A 17741-nucleotide genomic window follows, 5' to 3' on the forward strand; every position below is an offset into this window, starting at 1 on the left:
TTCAAGCTTTCGTATTAGGATCAATATCATGTTTAAGATCAAAACCTATAACCAAATTTCACACAAGGGCCTGGATCGTTTTGCGCCAGAAACTTATCAGGTGAGCAGCGAGCAGACCGCTCCTGATGCCTATATATTACGCAGTCATAAATTGCAGGGTGAACCCTTGTCTGCATCTGTAAAAGCCGTGGCGCGCGCAGGTGCTGGCACCAATAACGTACCTGTTGCAGAGTACACCAAGCAGGGCGTTGTGGTATTTAACTCCCCTGGTGCCAATGCAAATGCGGTGAAAGAGTTGGTGCTGGCGGGTATGTTGTTGGGTTCGCGCGGTATTTTAGCGGGCATGGATTATGTGAAAACCTTAACCCATATGACCGATGCCGACGAAATGTCGAAATTGTTGGAGAAAGAAAAATCCAATTTTGCAGGCCTTGAGTTACAAGGTAAAACCTTGGGTATTGTCGGCTTGGGTGCGATTGGTTCTTTGATCGCTGATGCGGCCTTGGCACTGGGTATGAATGTTGTAGGTTTTGACCCCGCTTTGTCAGTTGATGCAGCATGGCGTTTGCCTAACCAAGTAAGCAAAATGGAAAACTTGAATTCACTTTTAGCACGTTCAGACTACATCACTCTTCATGTGCCAGCGATAGATGCGACTAAGCATATGATTAACGCTGAATCATTGAAGTCCTTTAAGAAGGGCGCGGTACTGCTCAATTTTGCACGCGAGGCGATTGTTGATGCGCACGCAGTTGTGGAAAGCCTTGATGCTGGGCACTTGGGTAAATATATTTGTGATTTCCCTGAGCCCATTTTACTCAACCGTAAAGATGTATTTGCGATGCCGCACATTGGCGCGAGTACAGAAGAGGCCGAAGAGAATTGTGCGATCATGGCGGCCGATCAATTAATGGATTATTTGGAACACGGTAATATTAAAAATTCGGTGAATTTCCCCACAGTATCCATGGAGCGCAATCCTGGAATTGGCGCGCGCGTGACCTTTGTGAATGAAAATGTCTCGGGTGTATTGGGGCATGTGCTTTCCGTGTTAGCGGATCACAAGGTTAACGTCGTCGATATGGTCAATAAAAGTCGCGGCGATGTGGCTTACAACATTATCGATTTAGAAGTTGCACCTAGTGCAGCGGTGGTTGAAGCTATCGGCAAAGTGGGTCATGTTATTGCGGTACGCGTAATTTAATCACTACTTAAAACGGTGCCTATTTTTTGCTGTTATAGGTATTTGTAGGGACATGGATGTCAGCTTTTCAAATAGTCTCAATACAGTGTTTGTTTCCGCTATTTCAATTAATACGCAAATAACTCGGGAGTGAATAACATCTATAAACTTGTTTTTTTCGTTCCTGAGTCCCACTTAGATCTTGTTAAATCCGCAGTATTTGCAGCGGGTGCTGGCCGTATAGGTAGCTATGATTTATGTTGTTGGCAAACGCTGGGAGAAGGGCAGTTTCGCCCCTTGGCAGCAGCAGCGCCCTTTATTGGTGAACTCGATAGACTAAGCACTGTGGCAGAATACCGTGTGGAAATGGTATGCGCCGATGAGTGTGTTGAACAAAGTGTAGCGGCTTTAAAAGCTGCGCATCCCTATGAAATGCCAGGGTTTGATCTTTGGCGTCTGAGTGAATATTGAGGTGAGCTGTGTCTGTGCTGCTGAATGACCTAGTCTCTCAACTTCACCCTCTATATGAACCTCAACCGTCGCCGATGGGCTACAAACATCAAGCCGCAGTATTAATCCTCCTCAGTGATGATGCAGCGCCGAGTATTTTATTTACACGGCGTGCGCAACACCTGCGCCGCCATCCCGGTGAAGTCTGCTTTCCTGGTGGTATGTGGGAGCCGCAAGATGGCAATTTACTGGCGACAGCCTTGCGTGAAACCCATGAAGAAATCGGCTTGCCTGCCAGTGAGATTCGTCTTTTAGGGCGCATGAATCAAACCTTCACCCGTGCCGCTACCGCAGTAACGCCTTTTGTCGGTGTTTACTCTGCGCGCTATCCTCTGAATGCCTGTGCAGTTGAGCTAGAGAGTATTTTCAGTGTGCCGCTGAAGGATTTTTTACAGGGCATTCAAGTGCGTGAAGATTGTTTTGAGCGAGAGGGCAAGCTTTACCGCGTCCCAGTTTATCATTATGAATCCTATGAGATTTGGGGTTTTACAGCAGCTATAACAGCTCGATTGCTCAAATTGATTAAAGAAATCCTCTGATTTTTTAAAGCGTGCTCACTCCATCTAGCGTGCTTTTTAGTCACTCCCTAAAGCATTTTAGGTTTTTTAATTCGTCTCCCTCGTAACTATTTGACATAAGCACAGCATCTGCCAAGATGAACACCACTATAAAGTTATAAGATTGGTGCTTTGGTCATTTGTATAGCTCTCTTTGTTAGTTAGAAATCCATTATTTGTATGGCACTTTTGGCTGAAGTTTGCTCATAAAGCAGGCGTTACAAAGTGATTACACAAGAAATTTAACCTAAACATCTCTTTCTATAAGACATCTTTTTATATAAGGCAATTAGGGATGAACAACTATCAAACTTCACTGCGCGACATAGATTTCGTGCTCTATGAGCTGCTGGGTTATGAGTCTCATTGTGCGCAAATCGCTCAGCCGACGCTTGACCGCGAATTGGTGAGCGCGTTTCTTGCGGAAGCCGCACGTTTCGCCGAAAAAGAAATAGCGCCGCTCAATGATATTGGCGATCTTCAAGGCTGTCAGCTCAAGGCGGGACAGGTCACTACGCCCACGGGCTTTAAAGAGGCTTATGTAAACTACTGTGCTGCTGGATGGCCTGGGTTGACGCGTCAAATTCAGTACGGCGGTCAAGGTTTGCCGCAGTCTTTAAGTATAGTGATCAGTGAAGTTATAGGCACGCCCAACTGGGCTTGGGGAATGTATGCTGCTCTGTCTCAAGGCGCTATGTACACGCTCGAAGTGCACGGAACTGCTGAACAAAAAAGCCAGTATTTACCACACCTTATCTCTGGTGATTGGACCGGCACCATGTGCCTTACTGAAGCTCATGCGGGCAGTGACCTGGGGTTATTGCGCACTAAGGCTGTGCCTCAGCCCGATGGCAGTTACAAAATTAGTGGGAATAAAATTTTTATCTCCGCGGGCGAGCATGACTTTGCGCACAATATTGTGCATATAGTACTGGCTCGCCTACCGGATGCACCTGAAGGCACTAAGGGTATATCGCTCTTCGTCGTACCCAAAATGCTTAGCGACGCCCAAGGGCAGGTGACCGAGCCAAATGGTGTAAGCTGCAGTTCACTCGAACATAAAATGGGCATTCACGGGAATGCTACCTGCAGTATAGATTTTGATGATGCGCAAGGCTGGCTGTTGGGCGACCAGCATAAAGGCCTGCCGTATATGTTTACATTCATGAACTTAGCGCGCTTGGGTTCTGCTTTACAAGGGCTTGCGCACGCCGAAGTGGGTTATCAAAAAGCGCGGGATTACGCTCGAGAACGCTTACAAATGCGCTCACTAAGTGGTGTTAAAAATCCTAAAGGTGCTGCCGACCCTATCATAGTGCATCCAGACGTTAGGCGTATGTTGCTTACCCAAAAGGCCTTGTTAGAAGGTCAGCGTATGCTGATTTATTACGCCAGCCAAAAACTGGATATTAGCGCACACCTGGATAATGACGAGGCGAGCAAGGTGGCAAGCCAGATCTTGGGCGTGCTTACGCCTATTGCCAAAGCCTTTAGCACTGAAACGGGTTTTGAGTCAGCGAACCTAGCGCTACAGTGTTTCGGTGGCCATGGTTATATTCGCGATTGGGGCTTGGAACAAAATCTGCGCGACTGCCGAATCGCCACTTTGTATGAAGGCACCACAGGTATTCAGGCGTTAGATTTACTCGGGCGCAAGCTGTTGGGTGATGGCGGCCATGCCTTAGCATTGTTAACGGACGAGATAGAGTTTTTTTGCCAGCAAAGCGAAGATCTGCTGCATTTAAATGCACATATCACGCAATTGGCTAAACTCAATCAAGAATGGCAGGAGCTGACCGCAGAAATTGCTCAAAAGGCGCGTCAAAACCCTGATGAAGTCGGCGCGGCTGCGGTAGATTTTTTAATGTATTCAGGTTATGTGTTACTCGCGTACTTATGGGCGCGCGGGCGCAAGATTGCTTACGCCAAATTGGAACACGGTCATATAGATTCAAAGTTTTATAAAGCTAAGCTGGCGACTGCGGATTTCTATTTCGCCCGCATACTCCCACGTACTCAGGCGCTGTCTGAAACGATTCGCTCTGGTGCAGATAATCTGATGAGCCTACCCGATGAGTATTTTTAGATGATGTCAAAAATAACAAGACTGGAGATGAACTCATGTCGTTGAACTATAACAAGACGTTAGTAGAAGTGTTTGCTCAGGCCTGTAGTCAATACGCGCAAAAACCCGCGTTTACCTGTATGAATCACACTCTTAGCTATGCCGACTTAGATCGTCTTTCGGCGCGCTTTGCCGCTTACCTCCAGGCGCACACTCGCCTGCAGCCGGGTGATCGTATTGCGGTGCAGCTACCCAATATTTTGCAATATCCGGTGGTAGTATTTGGTGCGTTGCGCGCGGGGCTGATTGTGGTCAACACCAATCCCCTGTATACCCCGACTGAAATTAAACATCAGCTCAACGACTCTGGTGCAAAAGCGCTTATTGTGCTCGCCAATATCGCAAAAAATGCTGCTGAAGTAATCGCTGAAACGCAAGTTGAACAGGTAATCGTCACTGAACTTGGGGACTTACATCCGCCAGTTAAGCGCCTACTGCTCAATTTTGCGGTGAAATATATTAAAAAAATGGTGCCTGCTTTTCATTTTCCGCGCCAAATTAGCCTCTGTAAGGCCTTAAAAACTGCACCTAAACATTATGTGCCAGTTGTGGTGAAGCCAGAAGATGTTGCCGTGCTGCAATATACCGGCGGCACAACTGGCGTGGCCAAGGGCGCGATGCTAACCCATCGCAACTTGGTGGCGAATATGTTGCAGGTGAACCATTACATGCGCGATATATTCCGACCTGGGCAAGAATATTATGTTGCGCCACTTCCGCTCTACCATATTTACTCATTCACGATTCACTGCACCTCAGCACTCTCGATTGGTAATCACAATTTGTTGATACCCAATCCGCGCGATATTTCTGGTTTTGTAAAAACGCTGCAGGGCCAGCCATTCACTTTTTTTGTGGGCTTAAATACCTTGTTTAATGCCTTGATGCGCGATGCTGATTTTGTGAAATTGGATTTTAGCCATTTGCGTCTTACATCATCAGGGGGTATGGCGCTGACCTCGGAGACCGCAAGAAAATGGGTTGAGCTGACTAAAGCTCCATTAAGTGAGGGATATGGTTTAACGGAGACTTCTCCGGTCGTATCTATCAACCCCGTTTCTGATTGTCGTGAAGGCTCTGTAGGCATTGCATTGGAAAATACGGAAGTAAGAGTTATCGATGAGCATGGTGCGAGCTTACCGCTGGGTGAGGCAGGGGAGCTATGTGTGCGCGGCCCTCAGGTTATGCGCGGCTATTGGCTGCGCCCAGAAGCTACCGCAGAAGTCATCGATGACGAAGGCTGGTTTCAAACCGGAGATATAGCCACTATAGACGCCGAGGGCTATATCAAAATTGTCGATCGTAAAAAAGATATGATCAATGTTTCAGGCTTTAAGGTATTCCCCAACGAGGTAGAGGATGTGTTGAGCGCGCATCCGGATATTCTTGAGGCGGCCGTTGTGGGTATTCCCGATGGGGAAGGCAGTGAAATTGTAAAAGCGTTTATCGTTTGCTCAGGTCCTGAGTTGAGCTTTGAAACCGTGCGTGCCTATGCCCGTGAAAAACTAACGGCCTATAAAGTGCCGCATCAAGTTGAATTCTGTAAAGACTTGCCTAAATCGAATGTAGGCAAAATTTTACGCCGTGAATTGCGTGATCGTGATATACAAAAGTGTCAGAAAGCAACTACATAAAAGCAACTACATAAAAGCAACTACATGAAAGCAGCTACATAATAGTCTTTTTGATAAGGCTATCTGAGTGACTGTTTAATACATACAATTTATTTAATGTAAAAATCATCAGGGAATTATTATGGAATTTTTGTTTGGTCTAGCAGCAAGCCCCGCGTTTTGGATTGTATTGGTGTTGATCTACACCTTGAAAAAGGGCATTCACTTTGTGCCGCAAAACCGTGGCTTTGTGATCTATCGTTTTGGAAAATACACCAAAACACTTAGCTCAGGTTTGAATTTTATTGTTCCCTTTGTGGAATCAGTAGAGGCAGACCGCAACTTGAAAGAACAGACCTTAGTTATTCCGCAGCAGTCTGCCATCACCAAAGACAACATCGCGCTCATGATTGATGGCGTACTGTTTATTAAGGTTATTGATGCCGCTGCGGCGACCAACAATATTACCGATTACAAACTTGCCTGTACGCAGTTGGCCATGACCTCTATGCGTAATGCAATTGGCTCTATGGAGCTGGATGACTGCTTTCAAAATCGCGCGGCAATTAATGCAAAAATTCACGAAGCTATGCAGGATGCGACTCAGCCTTGGGGCTTAGTGGTGATGCGTTTTGAATTGCTAGAAATTGCGATTCCTCCTTCTATTAAAGAAGATATGGAAAAACAAATGACCGCTGAGCGTCAAAAGCGCTCCGCTATTCTCACCGCAGAAGGTGTGAAAGTTGCGGCTATCACCACAGCTGAAGGGCAGAAGCAAGCGCGGGTACTAGATGCTGAAGCGGCTAAGGCTGAGCAGGTATTAGAAGCAGAAGCGAGCCGTGAAGCACAAATTTTGGAAGCAACGGGTAAGGCTGAAGCCATTCGCTTGGTCGCCATTGCTGAGGCAGAAGCCTTAACAACGATTGGTAAATCAGCGGCGACAGAAGAGGGGCAAAAAGCCGTTATTCTCAATCTGGCTCAGGGTGCTATTGATGCGCATAAAGCCATAGCGCATGAGAGTACCGTGGTGTTAACCGATGGTAAAACCAGCGAAAATATCGCCAATACCGTTGCTCAGGCAATGGCAGTTTCTTCTGCTGTTAATCTCACACGTTAATTAGGAAAGGGCAGATTATGGGCGGATTAATCGAACATTTTGCACAGCACCACGATCAGTTGCTCTATGCCATTGCAGGGCTGTGCTTGGTGTTAGAGTTGGGCGCGCTCGGTATGAGCGGCCCACTGTTATTTATCGCTATTGGCAGTGCGCTTACGGGCGTATTGGTTTCACTCGGTATTGTAAGTGGCTGGGAAATTGAAATGGTGGCCGTGGGTATTATCACCGTCATTAGTGCGGCGCTATTGTGGAAGCCCTTGAAGCGCTTTCAAAATGCCAAGATTGAGCCTGATACCAGCAGTGATATGGTCGGCAGAAGCTTGCCGGTTAGCGTTGCGATCAGTCGTGATCAAGGTCGCGTGAGTTATTCAGGCATTGAGTGGCAAGCACGCCTTGCCGAAGGCCAGAGTGATGTAATCCCTGAGGGTGCACATGCGCAGGTAGTGGCGGTGGATGGCTCGCGGTTATTGGTCAAAGCGAATTAGTCCTTCACTTCAGCTCTCACTGTATTCAAGGCTTCATAAACTGGCACCTGTTGGCAAAAAATCGCTTACAGGTGCCTTTTTTGTTGCAGCTTTTGGTGAGTAGCGGTTCAGATGCTAGTATTCAGTGTAAGAGTGAGTTTGCGCGCCATTCGGGCAGCGAAGCCACTATTTTTATCTCGCGCTACATCTCCCGTTTTAACGGCTTGAAGGTAGCGATAGGTTATATTCGTTCACTTGGCGCTTCTTTTTGGGGCCGTCATGCATATTAATAAGTATCTATGAAAACAGCATTGGTTTTATCTGGCGGCGGTGCGCGCGCTGCTTATCAAGTCGGGGTGTTGCAAGCACTGGCGGATATCTTGCCGCCCGAAATTGATAATCCATTCCCGATTATTTGCGGTACCTCGGCCGGCGCGATTAATGCCATAGCCTTAGCGGCGCACAAGGGCAGCTTCAGATCTGCGGCGAATAATTTAGCGGGTATGTGGCAAAGCTTGAACGTGGGCGATATTTATCGGCATGGCTGGTTTGATTTGTTTAAAGGCATATCCGAGCTGGGGCTATCGCTGTTTAACCAAGGGGTCGGGCAGAACCGCCCCCTTTCGCTGTTGGATAACACGCCGCTCTGGAATTTGCTCGGCTCTAAAATTCCTTTTGAAAATATAGACCAGCGCATTGCCAATGGGCGGTTACATGCGGTGAGTATTTCCGCCATGGGTTATACCTCGGGGCATTCCGTGAGTTTTTTTCAGGGTCACCCTGAGCTCGAGGGTTGGAATCGCTATCGGCGTGGTGGTGTCGCAACGCAACTGCGCCTAGAGCATTTGCTCGCCTCTTCAGCCATTCCCGCTATATTCCCCGCTGTGCGAATTAATCGCGAGTATTTTGGTGATGGTGCGCTGCGTCAGTTGGCACCTATAAGCCCCGCGTTACACTTGGGAGCCGATAAGCTATTCGTGATAGGGGTCAGCGGAAACCGTCGCTCTCCCAAAGCCAAAAAACGTGTTCCCCATCGCCATTCGCCCTCCATGGGGCAAATTGTAGGGCATCTATTTAACAGCGCATTTGTTGATGCTTTAGAGGGCGACTTAGAGCATTTAGAACGAATGAATGCGCTCTTAAAAATGATCCCTGAAGATCGGCTCGAAGCTTCCGACTTACACCTGCGCGCCGTAGAAAATATGGTGATTTCGCCAAGTTATCCACTCGATGGTATCGCGGGGCGCAATGTGCGTTATCTCCCTAAAAGCATGCGCTTTTTCTTGCGCACTATAGGCGCAACGGCCAAGGGCGGCGGCGCCACAGCGGCGAGTTATCTGTTGTTTTCCAAAGAGTTTATCAGTGAGCTTATAGCATTGGGGCGCAGCGATACCATAGCAGAAGCCGAGTCGATTTTAACGTTTTTTGCCGAAGAATAATCTTTGCGTAGGTTGGAAGAGCGCAGCGACTTCCGACAGATCTGCTGAAATATGTAAAGCGCTGTCCGAAGTCGCTGCGCTATTCCAGCCTACCCTTATTGCTCGCCAAACTTATAGGTCACAACAACATTTTCCAATCGCGAATGCGAGCACCATTCACCGTAGTATCAAAGTCTGAAAAAACTTGGCGAACTTTTTTTACGAACAGAATGCTTTGCTCGTCAAATACTACGTCTTCCATTGGCTCAGGCAAAACATCGAAGGGCGGTTCCATGATGCGATGTTTAAGTACTGGGTTACTCAAGCCGCGCCATTGACGCAAGCGAAAAATAAAATGAACCTCTATAGCAAACTGTTCCGAGTGGTCTTCAAAATCGCGCCCGCCATCTTTGTTATTACGGCTGGCTTGAAAGCTGTGGCGGTTGAGCAGTTGAATCAGGAGCGGTTCAAGCACTTCTGTGGTTTCATCGTCCCAGTGCTGCCAGAGTTCAGCAAACAAGGGTTCTTTTACGCGTGGGTCTATTCCCCAGTGTTTATCATTCAGCCAAGCTCTGGGGGTTAGGCCTAAAAAGTGTTCGCTTAACTGCAAGATAAACAATTGGGTTAAGTAAGTAATATTGCCGCCGATAAACCCACCATCAAAGGCATCTAAACTGAACTTAAGGGCATTTTCAAATAAATCGCGATTACCAAAAATCGCCATCATAGCCACCAAGTCACCCATACCATCCGGCAAAGTAATTGTGCCTTTGCCACCAGAAGCGCTTGGGCGCTCCAAATGAATTCGCTCAAAATTAAAAAAATCTATCTGACGAAGAATAAAAAGCCTCAACCAGGTATTGCGATAGGCGGGCAAACACCAGGCACCTGCTTGTAAGGCTTCAGCAACTAAAAAATATTTATTGGGGTGCGATAAATCACCAAAGCTAACTAATGCACGTATAAATTCTTCAATCGCACCTTCTTGGCTAGTTAAAAATATATTAACTCGCTCAGTAGCATTTAGGTCATCGCCTCGCGCCAGTTTTGAATTACGACCTTTTTCCATGGCCTTTATAAAGGCTTTGCGCGAGCGAAACTTGGGTGCAAGTTCGTTGTAGTTATTGATCATGAGTTGGCGTCCTTTTTGGCTTTGCTCAGGGGAGACCTTGGCAGTTGTGCAAGTTTAGATGTTTTATCGCAAAAAAAAGCCGCTAATGAAAGCGGCTTTTTTGATTCTGCATGGCGATTAAGCTCTACGTCTAAACAGCGGCAGCGGCTGGTCAACGGAGGCTTGGTAGTATTCGTTAAAATCTTCTAGGGATTTAACCGCCACGTCCAAATCGATTTCGCTGTTGGCGAAGGCAAAGGCGTTTACACCGCAGCGGCGCAAGTAGCAGAGTTGGTCGCGAATAAAGTTGCCGACCGCGCGCAGTTCGCCTTTAAAGCCATAGCGCTCGCGCAGCAGGCGCGCGGTGGAGAAAGCGCGGCCATCCATAAAGCCGGGGAAGTTTACGCCAACTACCGGCAGGGCTTGGGCGTCTGCGCCTAGCTGCTCGGCGGTTTCGTCGCTGTCTAGCCACACGCCTATATCAGTGCGCGTTTGCAGTTGGGCTTTTTGTGCGAGCCACACACTTAGGGGCACAATCACTTGACCGGCGGGCACCGCAACTTCTGCCGCATCGCCTTCGGGTTTGGCGAGCAATTCCCAGGTGTTGGCGACTATGGCGCCGTCTTTAATCATATTAGTTTTTGACATATACGCGCTCCTTAAAGGGTGCTGCGCCAATGCGGCGATAGGTGTCTATAAACAGTTCTTCGGGGGTACGGTTTTCTACAAACACATCCACCAGCTTTTGAATCACAACAGGCATGTCGTCGGCGCCGAACGATGGGCCAAGCACCGCGGCGAGTGAAGCGTCGTTACTGGCGCTACCGCCCAGTTGCACTTGGTAGAATTCTTTGCCGGATTTATCCACGCCCAAAATACCTATGTGCCCCACATGGTGATGACCACAGGCGTTCATGCAGCCGGAAATATTCAGGTCGATATCGCCCAAGTCGTACACATAATCCAAATCGTCAAACTGACGTTGAATCGCCTCGGCGATGGGGATGGACTTGGCATTGGCCAGCGAGCAGAAGTCGCCGCCGGGGCAGCAAATAATGTCGGTGATGGTGCCGATGTTGGGCGTTGCAAAACCAGCGGTTTTACAGGCCTGCCACAAGTCGAACAGGTCCGACTTTTTAACGTCCGCCAATACGATATTTTGTTCGTGGGTGGTGCGCGCTTCGCTAAAACTGTATTGGTCCGCGAGGTCGGCGATGATTTCCAACTGCTTGTCGGTAATATCCCCGGGCGCTACACCGGTGGGCTTGAGCGAGAGGGTCACAGCGGCGTAACCGGCAATTTTGTGGCCGCGCACATTGCGGCTCAGCCATTTGCCAAAGGCGATGTTGCCTGCGGCTAGCGTATCTACTGCAGCTTGTGCAGCGGCGTTGTCGATAGTTGCGTAAGCGGGCGCGGTAAAGAAGCCTTTAGCGCGTTCGATTTCTGCTTGAGTCAGCTGGTTGCTGCCATCTTTTAAATGTTCCCACTCGGCTTCCACTTTTTGCGCGAAAACTTCAGGGGTGAGGGCGCGCACCAGAATTTTGATACGGGCTTTGTATTTGTTGTCGCGGCGGCCGGACAGGTTGTACACGCGCAGTATGGCTTCTAGGTAGCTGAGCAAATCGGCTTCGGGCAAGAAGTCGCGAATGGTGCTGCCAATCACCGGGGTGCGGCCAAGGCCGCCGCCCACATAAACTTGGAAGCCGACTTCGCCCTTATCGTTTAGCTTAATTTGCAGGCCAATGTCGTGCACTTGCACGGCGGCGCGGTCTTTCTGCGAGCCAGTTACGGCGATTTTGAATTTGCGCGGTAAAAACGCAAATTCCGGGTGGAAGCTCGACCACTGGCGAATAATTTCGCAGTAGGGGCGCGGGTCCACGATTTCGTCTTCGGCTACACCGGCGAATTGGTCCGAGGTGGTGTTGCGTATGCAGTTACCGCTGGACTGGGTGCCGTGCATTTGCACTTCAGCCAGTTCTGCCAAAATGTCTGGCACTTCGGTCAAGTCGGGCCAGTTGTATTGGATGTTTTGACGAGTACTCACATGGCAGTAGCCCTTGTCGTAGTGACGGGCAATGTGTGCCAAGCGGCGCAACTGGGTGGTGTTAAGCATGCCGTAGGGAACGTTAATGCGCAGCATGGGCGCTAAACGTTGTACGTAAAGGCCGTTTTGCAGGCGCAGTGGCAGGAACTCTTCGGGTTTTAAATCGCCCGTTAAAAAGCGCTCAGTTTGATCGCGAAACTGCGCCACGCGTTGGCGCAAAATGCTGTGATCGTACTCGTCGTAAATATACATGGAGCTAGATACTCATCTTTAAGTGAATAAGAAGTCTTTCAGTACACGCAATGCTAGAAGTCAGTACACACAAAGCCAGAAGTGCCCCTAAAACCTGCGCTTAGCGGCGCTACCAGCAGTCTTAGGAGGGGAAATTGAGGCGCGCAGAATACAGGAATTGCCCCGTGACTGCGAGCTAAACACAGGTTTCTTAGCCGATGATGCTTGGCTAAAGTCAGCAAACGGAGCGCAAAATAACAGTAATAATCCATCAAGGGAACGAACCAATAAGCCTAAGATTCTTCCATTTAGTTATAGCGGGGTAGAATGCCTGCCTGTAGCTGCTTTGCGGCCATGGCGTTGCGTCATTAATCACTACAGTAAGTGACTTACTACTAAGTGCTAAACAATGACTTATACCGAGACTTAATGAAATAGACAGGTAAACTGCTGGTGTTTCATGCATAACCGCCCAGCTAGGCGGCTTTTTAAAGTGACATATTGAGTGAGAAAAGCACGTGTCTACCGCTATCGATGATTTACACATACTGCCTCCCTGCACCGAAGAGTTGAAAATTCTGCAGCGCGATGCGGATTTTTTGATTATCAACAAGCCGCCGCGGCTATTGAGTGTGCCCGGGCGCCACCCGCAAAATCATGATTCTGTGATTAGTCGCCTGCTGGGTGAGTTTCCCTCCGCTGCCATAGTGCATAGGTTGGATTTCGACACCTCGGGGCTGATGGTCATTCCGCTCAATAAACCCGCACTTTCACATATTAGTAAGCAATTTCAAGCGCGCACTATTCGTAAAACCTACACCGCTGTCGTAGCCGGTTTGGTGGCGGCAGATGAGGGAGTGATAGACCTGCCCATAGTGGCGGATATGGAAAATCGCCCCAAATACAAAATTTGCCACGAAACAGGCAAACCCTCGGTGACCGAATACACCGTGGTCACACGGGATACTGCGGCCTGCACCAGCCGCCTCTTGCTGCACCCCATCACTGGGCGCTCACATCAATTGCGCCTGCACCTGCAGGCGTTGGGCCACCCGATTTTGGGTTGTGAGTTCTACGCTGATTCAATTGCGTTGGGGCAATCAGCACGGCTTCTATTGCATGCAACGCAGCTGTCATTTTACCACCCGTACACACAAGCCGCGCAGGAGTACAGCTGCGCGCCTGAATTCTAGCGCAGTATACTTGTATGCAACTTTGGGGTTGTCGGATCGAGCCTGCCGTCTATACTCCACGGAGTATTGATATTTTATTTCTCGGACATGGAGCTGCCGGAGATTCGCCATTTCCCACTTTCGACTGCACTGGTTCTCTATGACAATAAAAATGAAACACAAGTTAATCCTCCTTGGCCTTATTCCCTGCATTATTCTGGTTCTGTCATTGCTTAGTCTTGTTAGTTGGCGCATGGAGAAAGTGGCGCAAGACGACATGATGGTATTGCGCGATACCCTGCTAGAAGCCAAAAAAACTGAGTTACAACACTCACTTGATATAGCGCTCTCAGTTATTAAGCCCTACTACGACTCTGGCGATAGCGATGCTAAAGCTAAAGCAGTGGTGGCTTTACAGAGCTTGAACTATGGTAAAGACGGTTACTTTTTTGGGTATGACGGCAAGTCAGTGCGCGTGTTTTCTGGCCGCGATAGCGCCAAGATTGGTGAAAGTTTTAGCAGTTATAAAGATGTTAATGGCGTGTATCTTATCAACGAACTGGTCAAGCAAGGGCAGGCGGGTGGTGGCTATGTTACCTATCATTTTCCCCGTTTGGGAAACGATACCCAAGCCTATCCTAAGTTGAGTATTGCGACTTGGTTGAGTAAATGGGATCTCATGCTCGGTACCGGTTTTTATATCGATAATATCGATGAAGCGGTCGCCAAGGCAGAGGCCATTAGTCGCGACCATATACAGCAAACGTTACTGCAAATTTTTATAATTACTGCGATTATTTTGGTGATTGTTTTTGCTATTGCGCTACTAATGGCACAAAAAATTCTTGCGCCTATACGTGCGCTAGCAGAGAGCCTGCAAGATATCGCCAGCGGTGGCGGGGATTTAACTCGTCGCTTAGTGCACACACAGGATGATGAGTTGGGTGAGGTTATCAAGGCATTCAACGTGTTTGTGGGCAGTATTCACCAATTGGTTGGGCGCGTTCACGGCTTGACGCAAGATCTCGCCAAGGTCAGTGAATCTGTAGCGACTAACACGACCAACACCTTTCAAATTCTCGATCTTCAGCGCGGCCAAACCTTGCAGGTTGCCAGCGCCATAAATGAAATGGCGGCCTCGGCGCAAGAAGTTGCCAATAGCACGCAAGAGGCTGCAAGCGCCGCAGAATCTGCCGAGCAGTCCACGCAGAAAGCAGAAACAACTGCAGGCCAGTCGATTAAACAAATTCACGAGCTCTCGTCAGAAGTGCGCTTGAATACGGAAGGTTTGGCGCAGCTACAAAATGATGTGGAAGGTATTGGCAAGGTATTGGATGTGATTCGCGGTATTGCGGAGCAGACCAATTTGTTAGCGCTCAATGCGTCTATTGAAGCGGCGCGAGCAGGCGAGCAGGGCCGTGGGTTTGCAGTAGTAGCTGATGAAGTGCGCGCACTGGCGGCGCGCACGGCGAGTTCTACTCAAGAAATTCATGCCATGATTCAACGTTTGCAGAACAGCACCTCCAATGCCAGCGACTCGATTAAACGCAGTTTGGTGAAAGGTGATACTTCGGTAGAACTCGTCGCCGCAACGGCAGATGTTTTGCGTGAAATTAGCCAGCAAGTTAGCACCATTAATCAGCGCGGTCTGCAAATCGCTACAGCGGCAGAAGAGCAAACCCAAGTGATTGAATCGATTAATGTCAGTATGCATCAAATAGCGGATGCCACAGAGTCTGCTAGCCAAAGCGCAGCGCAATCTAATAGTTTAGGTGGCGAAGTAAAACAAATTGGCCAGCAGCTACAGCAGCTTATTCAGCAGTTTAAGTTGTAATTGGCAGGGATATAAACGGTCGTATTGCGTTGCGAGTTGAGCGTAAAGCGCGAGGTGTGAAAAACGAACGGGCTCAAATCAAGCTTGTAAAAAAAGGTGATTGGTTTTTCGCTTTAAAAAGTTACATCTGCGACATAAAAAAATCCCCACGCTTTTTAGCTTGGGGATTTTTTTTAACGGGCTTGTTAGTACACGAGAGAATTAATGCTCCGTCGCTTCAGCTGCGCCAATACCGGTTTGTGAACGCAAGAACTGCGCATCAAATGCGGCTTGTTCTGTTTTGGCATTGGCAGACTTATCGGTAATTGAGAAAAACCAAATGCCGACAAAGGCCGCTGTCACTGAAAAGATGGCGGGGTATTTCAGGGGGAAAATCGCCTTCTCAAAACCCAATGCATCAACCCAGACTGTAGGCCCGATCACCACCAAAATTACCGCCGTGAGCAGGCCGGTTGCGCCGCCCATAACTGCACCGCGGGTAGTGAGCCTGCGCCAGTACATAGAGAGCACCAAAATCGGAAAGTTGGCGCTCGCCGCAACACAGAATGCCAAGCCCACCATAAAGGCGACGTTTTGCTTTTCGAACACTATACCGAGCAATACCGCGATGGCCCCCAAACAAACAGTAGCAATGCGTGAGGCGCGAATTTCTTTTACTTCATCGCGCGCGCCTTTTAATACCAAAGTTGCATAGAGATCATGAGAAATCGCGCTGGAACCTGCGAGGGTTAAGCCCGATACTACGGCCAAAATAGTGGCAAAAGCTACGGCTGAAATAAAGCCGAGTAACATGTCGCCACCCAAGGCGTGAGAGAGGTGAATTGCGGCCATGTTAGCGCCGCCGATAAGCGCGCCATCGGCAAAGTAGCTGTCGTTGCTGAGCAGCATCACAATGGCGCCGAAGCCGATAATAAAGGTCAGAATATAGAAGTAGCCGATAAAGCCCGTGGCATAAAACACCGAGCGGCGCGCCTGTACTGCATCTTTTACCGTGAAGAAACGCATCAAAATATGCGGCAGGCCAGCGGTGCCGAACATCAAGGCAATGCCGAGTGAAATGGCGGAAATTGGGTCGGAGACAAGGCTGCCAGGCTGCATGATCTTATTGCCGTTGGCGTGCACTTTAATCGCTTCGCCAAACATGGTTTCAAAACTGAAGCCAAAGTGCGCCATGACTAAAATTGCCATAAGTGTGGCACCGGCGAGTAATAACACTGCCTTAATTAACTGCACCCAGGTGGTGGCGAGCATGCCGCCAGCGGTGACATAAAAGGTCATCAACACGCCGATGATAACCACGGCGGTGGTGTAGGGTAGGCCGAACAGCAATTCAATCAGCTTGCCCGCGCCCACCATTTGCGCAATCAAATAAAAGATAACAGTGATCAGCGAACCGCTCGCCGCCAGAATTCGAATGGGTTTTTGCTGTAGGCGGAACGACGCAACATCGGCAAAGGTATATTTACCAAGATTGCGCAGGGGTTCGGCGATAAGCAGTAACACAATCGGCCAGCCGACTAAAAAGCCAATGGCGTAAATCAAACCATCGAAACCTGAGGTGTAAACCAAGCCGGCAATCCCCAAGAAAGAAGCTGCAGACATATAGTCGCCAGCGATGGCTAAGCCATTTTGAAAGCCGGTAATGCCGCCGCCAGCAGCGTAAAAGTCACTGGCGGTTTTAGTGCGCTTGGAAGCCCAAATGGTAATCGCTAAGGTAATAAGTACAAAGCTGATAAACATCATGAGGGCGGTATTAGTGCTAGCTGCCTGCTGGCTGCTAATGGCCCAAGCAGAGCCCGCGAAGAGTGCGGCAACAAAGCCGCAGAGCGCGGTTAGTTTGCGGTTTGCTAGGTTCATTCCAGTGCTCCTGCTTTTGCGGCTACAGCACGGGTGAGCGGTTCAATGACACGGTTGGCGTAGTAGACATAAATGCCAGTCACGACCAAACAGAGCAAAATTACACTCAGGCCAATAATCATACCCAGCGAAGTAACGCCAGCGCCTATAGGTGTGCCCAACGCGGCGGGCGCAAAGGCAATGGTCAGGATTAGGGCAAAATAGACGCCAATAACAATACTCGCTAAGGGCCAAATAATGCGTTTGCGGGCGCGGGTGAGCGCTATGTATTCAGGCATTTGCCGAATGGCAGCAACGTTGGGCATGGTTTTTTCCTTTATTTGTTATGGTTGGTGATTTTATCTTTTTATTGTGTGTAATTAGCCGTTGTTGAGGCCTTACCCTGCGTCTTGCTCTTTGGCGACTGGGCTAGGGCATTTGATTCTAACAACTTAGGCAATAGCATAGAAACATTAATATCATACATAAAGACAAGCTGACTATAAGTTGTTCGATTTGGTGCTGT

Annotated in this window: 16 protein-coding genes; 11 read left to right on the top strand and 5 right to left on the bottom strand. The window is 48.8% G+C overall.

Annotation, left to right across the window (positions count from 1 at the left end; all coding sequences use genetic code 11):
• Positions 1-28 precede the first annotated feature (28 nt).
• The 9 genes from AC0KUT_RS07325 to AC0KUT_RS07365 all read left to right on the top strand — a co-directional run bounded on the left by AC0KUT_RS07325 (position 29) and on the right by AC0KUT_RS07365 (position 9008).
• Positions 29-1204: a phosphoglycerate dehydrogenase gene (locus AC0KUT_RS07325; protein ID WP_488834739.1), complete on the top strand. Its 1176-nt coding sequence runs from the start codon at positions 29-31 to the stop codon at positions 1202-1204.
• A 129-nt stretch (positions 1205-1333) separates the two neighbouring features.
• Positions 1334-1654, top strand: coding sequence for a YqfO family protein (locus AC0KUT_RS07330; protein ID WP_488834740.1), 321 nt, complete (start codon positions 1334-1336; stop codon positions 1652-1654).
• Positions 1655-1662: 8 nt separating this feature from the next.
• Positions 1663-2232, top strand: a complete 570-nt coding sequence (locus tag AC0KUT_RS07335) for a CoA pyrophosphatase (protein ID WP_488834742.1) — start codon at positions 1663-1665, stop codon at positions 2230-2232.
• 313 nt (positions 2233-2545) lie between these two features.
• Positions 2546-4336 carry an acyl-CoA dehydrogenase C-terminal domain-containing protein gene (locus AC0KUT_RS07340; RefSeq protein WP_488834743.1) on the top strand — a complete coding sequence of 597 codons (1791 nt, stop codon included), beginning with the start codon at positions 2546-2548 and terminating at the stop codon, positions 4334-4336.
• Positions 4337-4371: 35 nt separating this feature from the next.
• The gene (locus AC0KUT_RS07345; protein ID WP_488834745.1) at positions 4372-6009 is read left to right on the top strand and encodes an AMP-binding protein; all 1638 of its coding nucleotides are present in this window, start codon (positions 4372-4374) and stop codon (positions 6007-6009) included.
• A 121-nt stretch (positions 6010-6130) separates the two neighbouring features.
• Positions 6131-7105 carry an SPFH domain-containing protein gene (locus AC0KUT_RS07350; RefSeq protein ID WP_488834747.1) on the top strand — a complete coding sequence of 325 codons (975 nt, stop codon included), beginning with the start codon at positions 6131-6133 and terminating at the stop codon, positions 7103-7105.
• Between the two features lie 17 nt (positions 7106-7122).
• A complete protein-coding gene (locus AC0KUT_RS07355; RefSeq protein WP_488834748.1) occupies positions 7123-7590 on the top strand; it encodes an NfeD family protein in 468 nt (155 codons plus the stop codon).
• 50 nt (positions 7591-7640) lie between these two features.
• The gene (locus tag AC0KUT_RS07360) at positions 7641-7859 is read left to right on the top strand and encodes a hypothetical protein (protein ID WP_488834750.1); all 219 of its coding nucleotides are present in this window, start codon (positions 7641-7643) and stop codon (positions 7857-7859) included.
• 9 nt (positions 7860-7868) lie between these two features.
• Positions 7869-9008, top strand: a complete 1140-nt coding sequence (locus AC0KUT_RS07365; protein ID WP_488834751.1) for a patatin-like phospholipase family protein — start codon at positions 7869-7871, stop codon at positions 9006-9008.
• Between the two features lie 118 nt (positions 9009-9126).
• Here the strand turns inward: AC0KUT_RS07365 and AC0KUT_RS07370 are convergent, their stop codons facing one another.
• From AC0KUT_RS07370 to AC0KUT_RS07380, 3 genes are all read right to left on the bottom strand, one after another.
• Positions 9127-10119: a hypothetical protein gene (locus tag AC0KUT_RS07370; RefSeq protein WP_488834753.1), complete on the bottom strand. Its 993-nt coding sequence runs from the start codon at positions 10117-10119 to the stop codon at positions 9127-9129.
• Positions 10120-10236: 117 nt separating this feature from the next.
• On the bottom strand, positions 10237-10746 hold the full coding sequence (locus tag AC0KUT_RS07375) for a DUF934 domain-containing protein (RefSeq protein WP_488834755.1): 510 nt from the start codon (positions 10744-10746) through the stop codon (positions 10237-10239).
• Complete coding sequence (locus AC0KUT_RS07380) at positions 10733-12394, bottom strand: nitrite/sulfite reductase (RefSeq protein ID WP_488834757.1); 1662 nt, start codon at positions 12392-12394, stop codon at positions 10733-10735. Before AC0KUT_RS07380 ends, AC0KUT_RS07375 begins: the two co-directional genes overlap by 14 nt.
• 497 nt (positions 12395-12891) lie before the next feature.
• On the opposite strand from AC0KUT_RS07380, the gene AC0KUT_RS07385 reads away from it, so the two are divergent.
• Positions 12892-13566 carry a pseudouridine synthase gene (locus tag AC0KUT_RS07385; protein WP_488834759.1) on the top strand — a complete coding sequence of 225 codons (675 nt, stop codon included), beginning with the start codon at positions 12892-12894 and terminating at the stop codon, positions 13564-13566.
• 139 nt (positions 13567-13705) lie between these two features.
• Entirely contained in the window at positions 13706-15379 is a 1674-nt protein-coding gene (locus tag AC0KUT_RS07390) for a methyl-accepting chemotaxis protein (RefSeq protein ID WP_488834760.1), read from the top strand.
• Between the two features lie 201 nt (positions 15380-15580).
• Here AC0KUT_RS07390 and AC0KUT_RS07395 read toward each other — a convergent pair whose 3' ends face one another.
• Together AC0KUT_RS07395 and AC0KUT_RS07400 are read right to left on the bottom strand one after the other, a co-directional pair.
• Positions 15581-17236, bottom strand: a complete 1656-nt coding sequence (locus tag AC0KUT_RS07395; protein WP_488834761.1) for a cation acetate symporter — start codon at positions 17234-17236, stop codon at positions 15581-15583.
• Complete coding sequence (locus AC0KUT_RS07400; RefSeq protein WP_488834762.1) at positions 17233-17541, bottom strand: DUF485 domain-containing protein; 309 nt, start codon at positions 17539-17541, stop codon at positions 17233-17235. Before AC0KUT_RS07400 ends, AC0KUT_RS07395 begins: the two co-directional genes overlap by 4 nt.
• Positions 17542-17741 lie beyond the last annotated feature (200 nt).

It is taken from the genome of Cellvibrio sp. 25HG11W-0 (genome assembly GCF_057815475.1).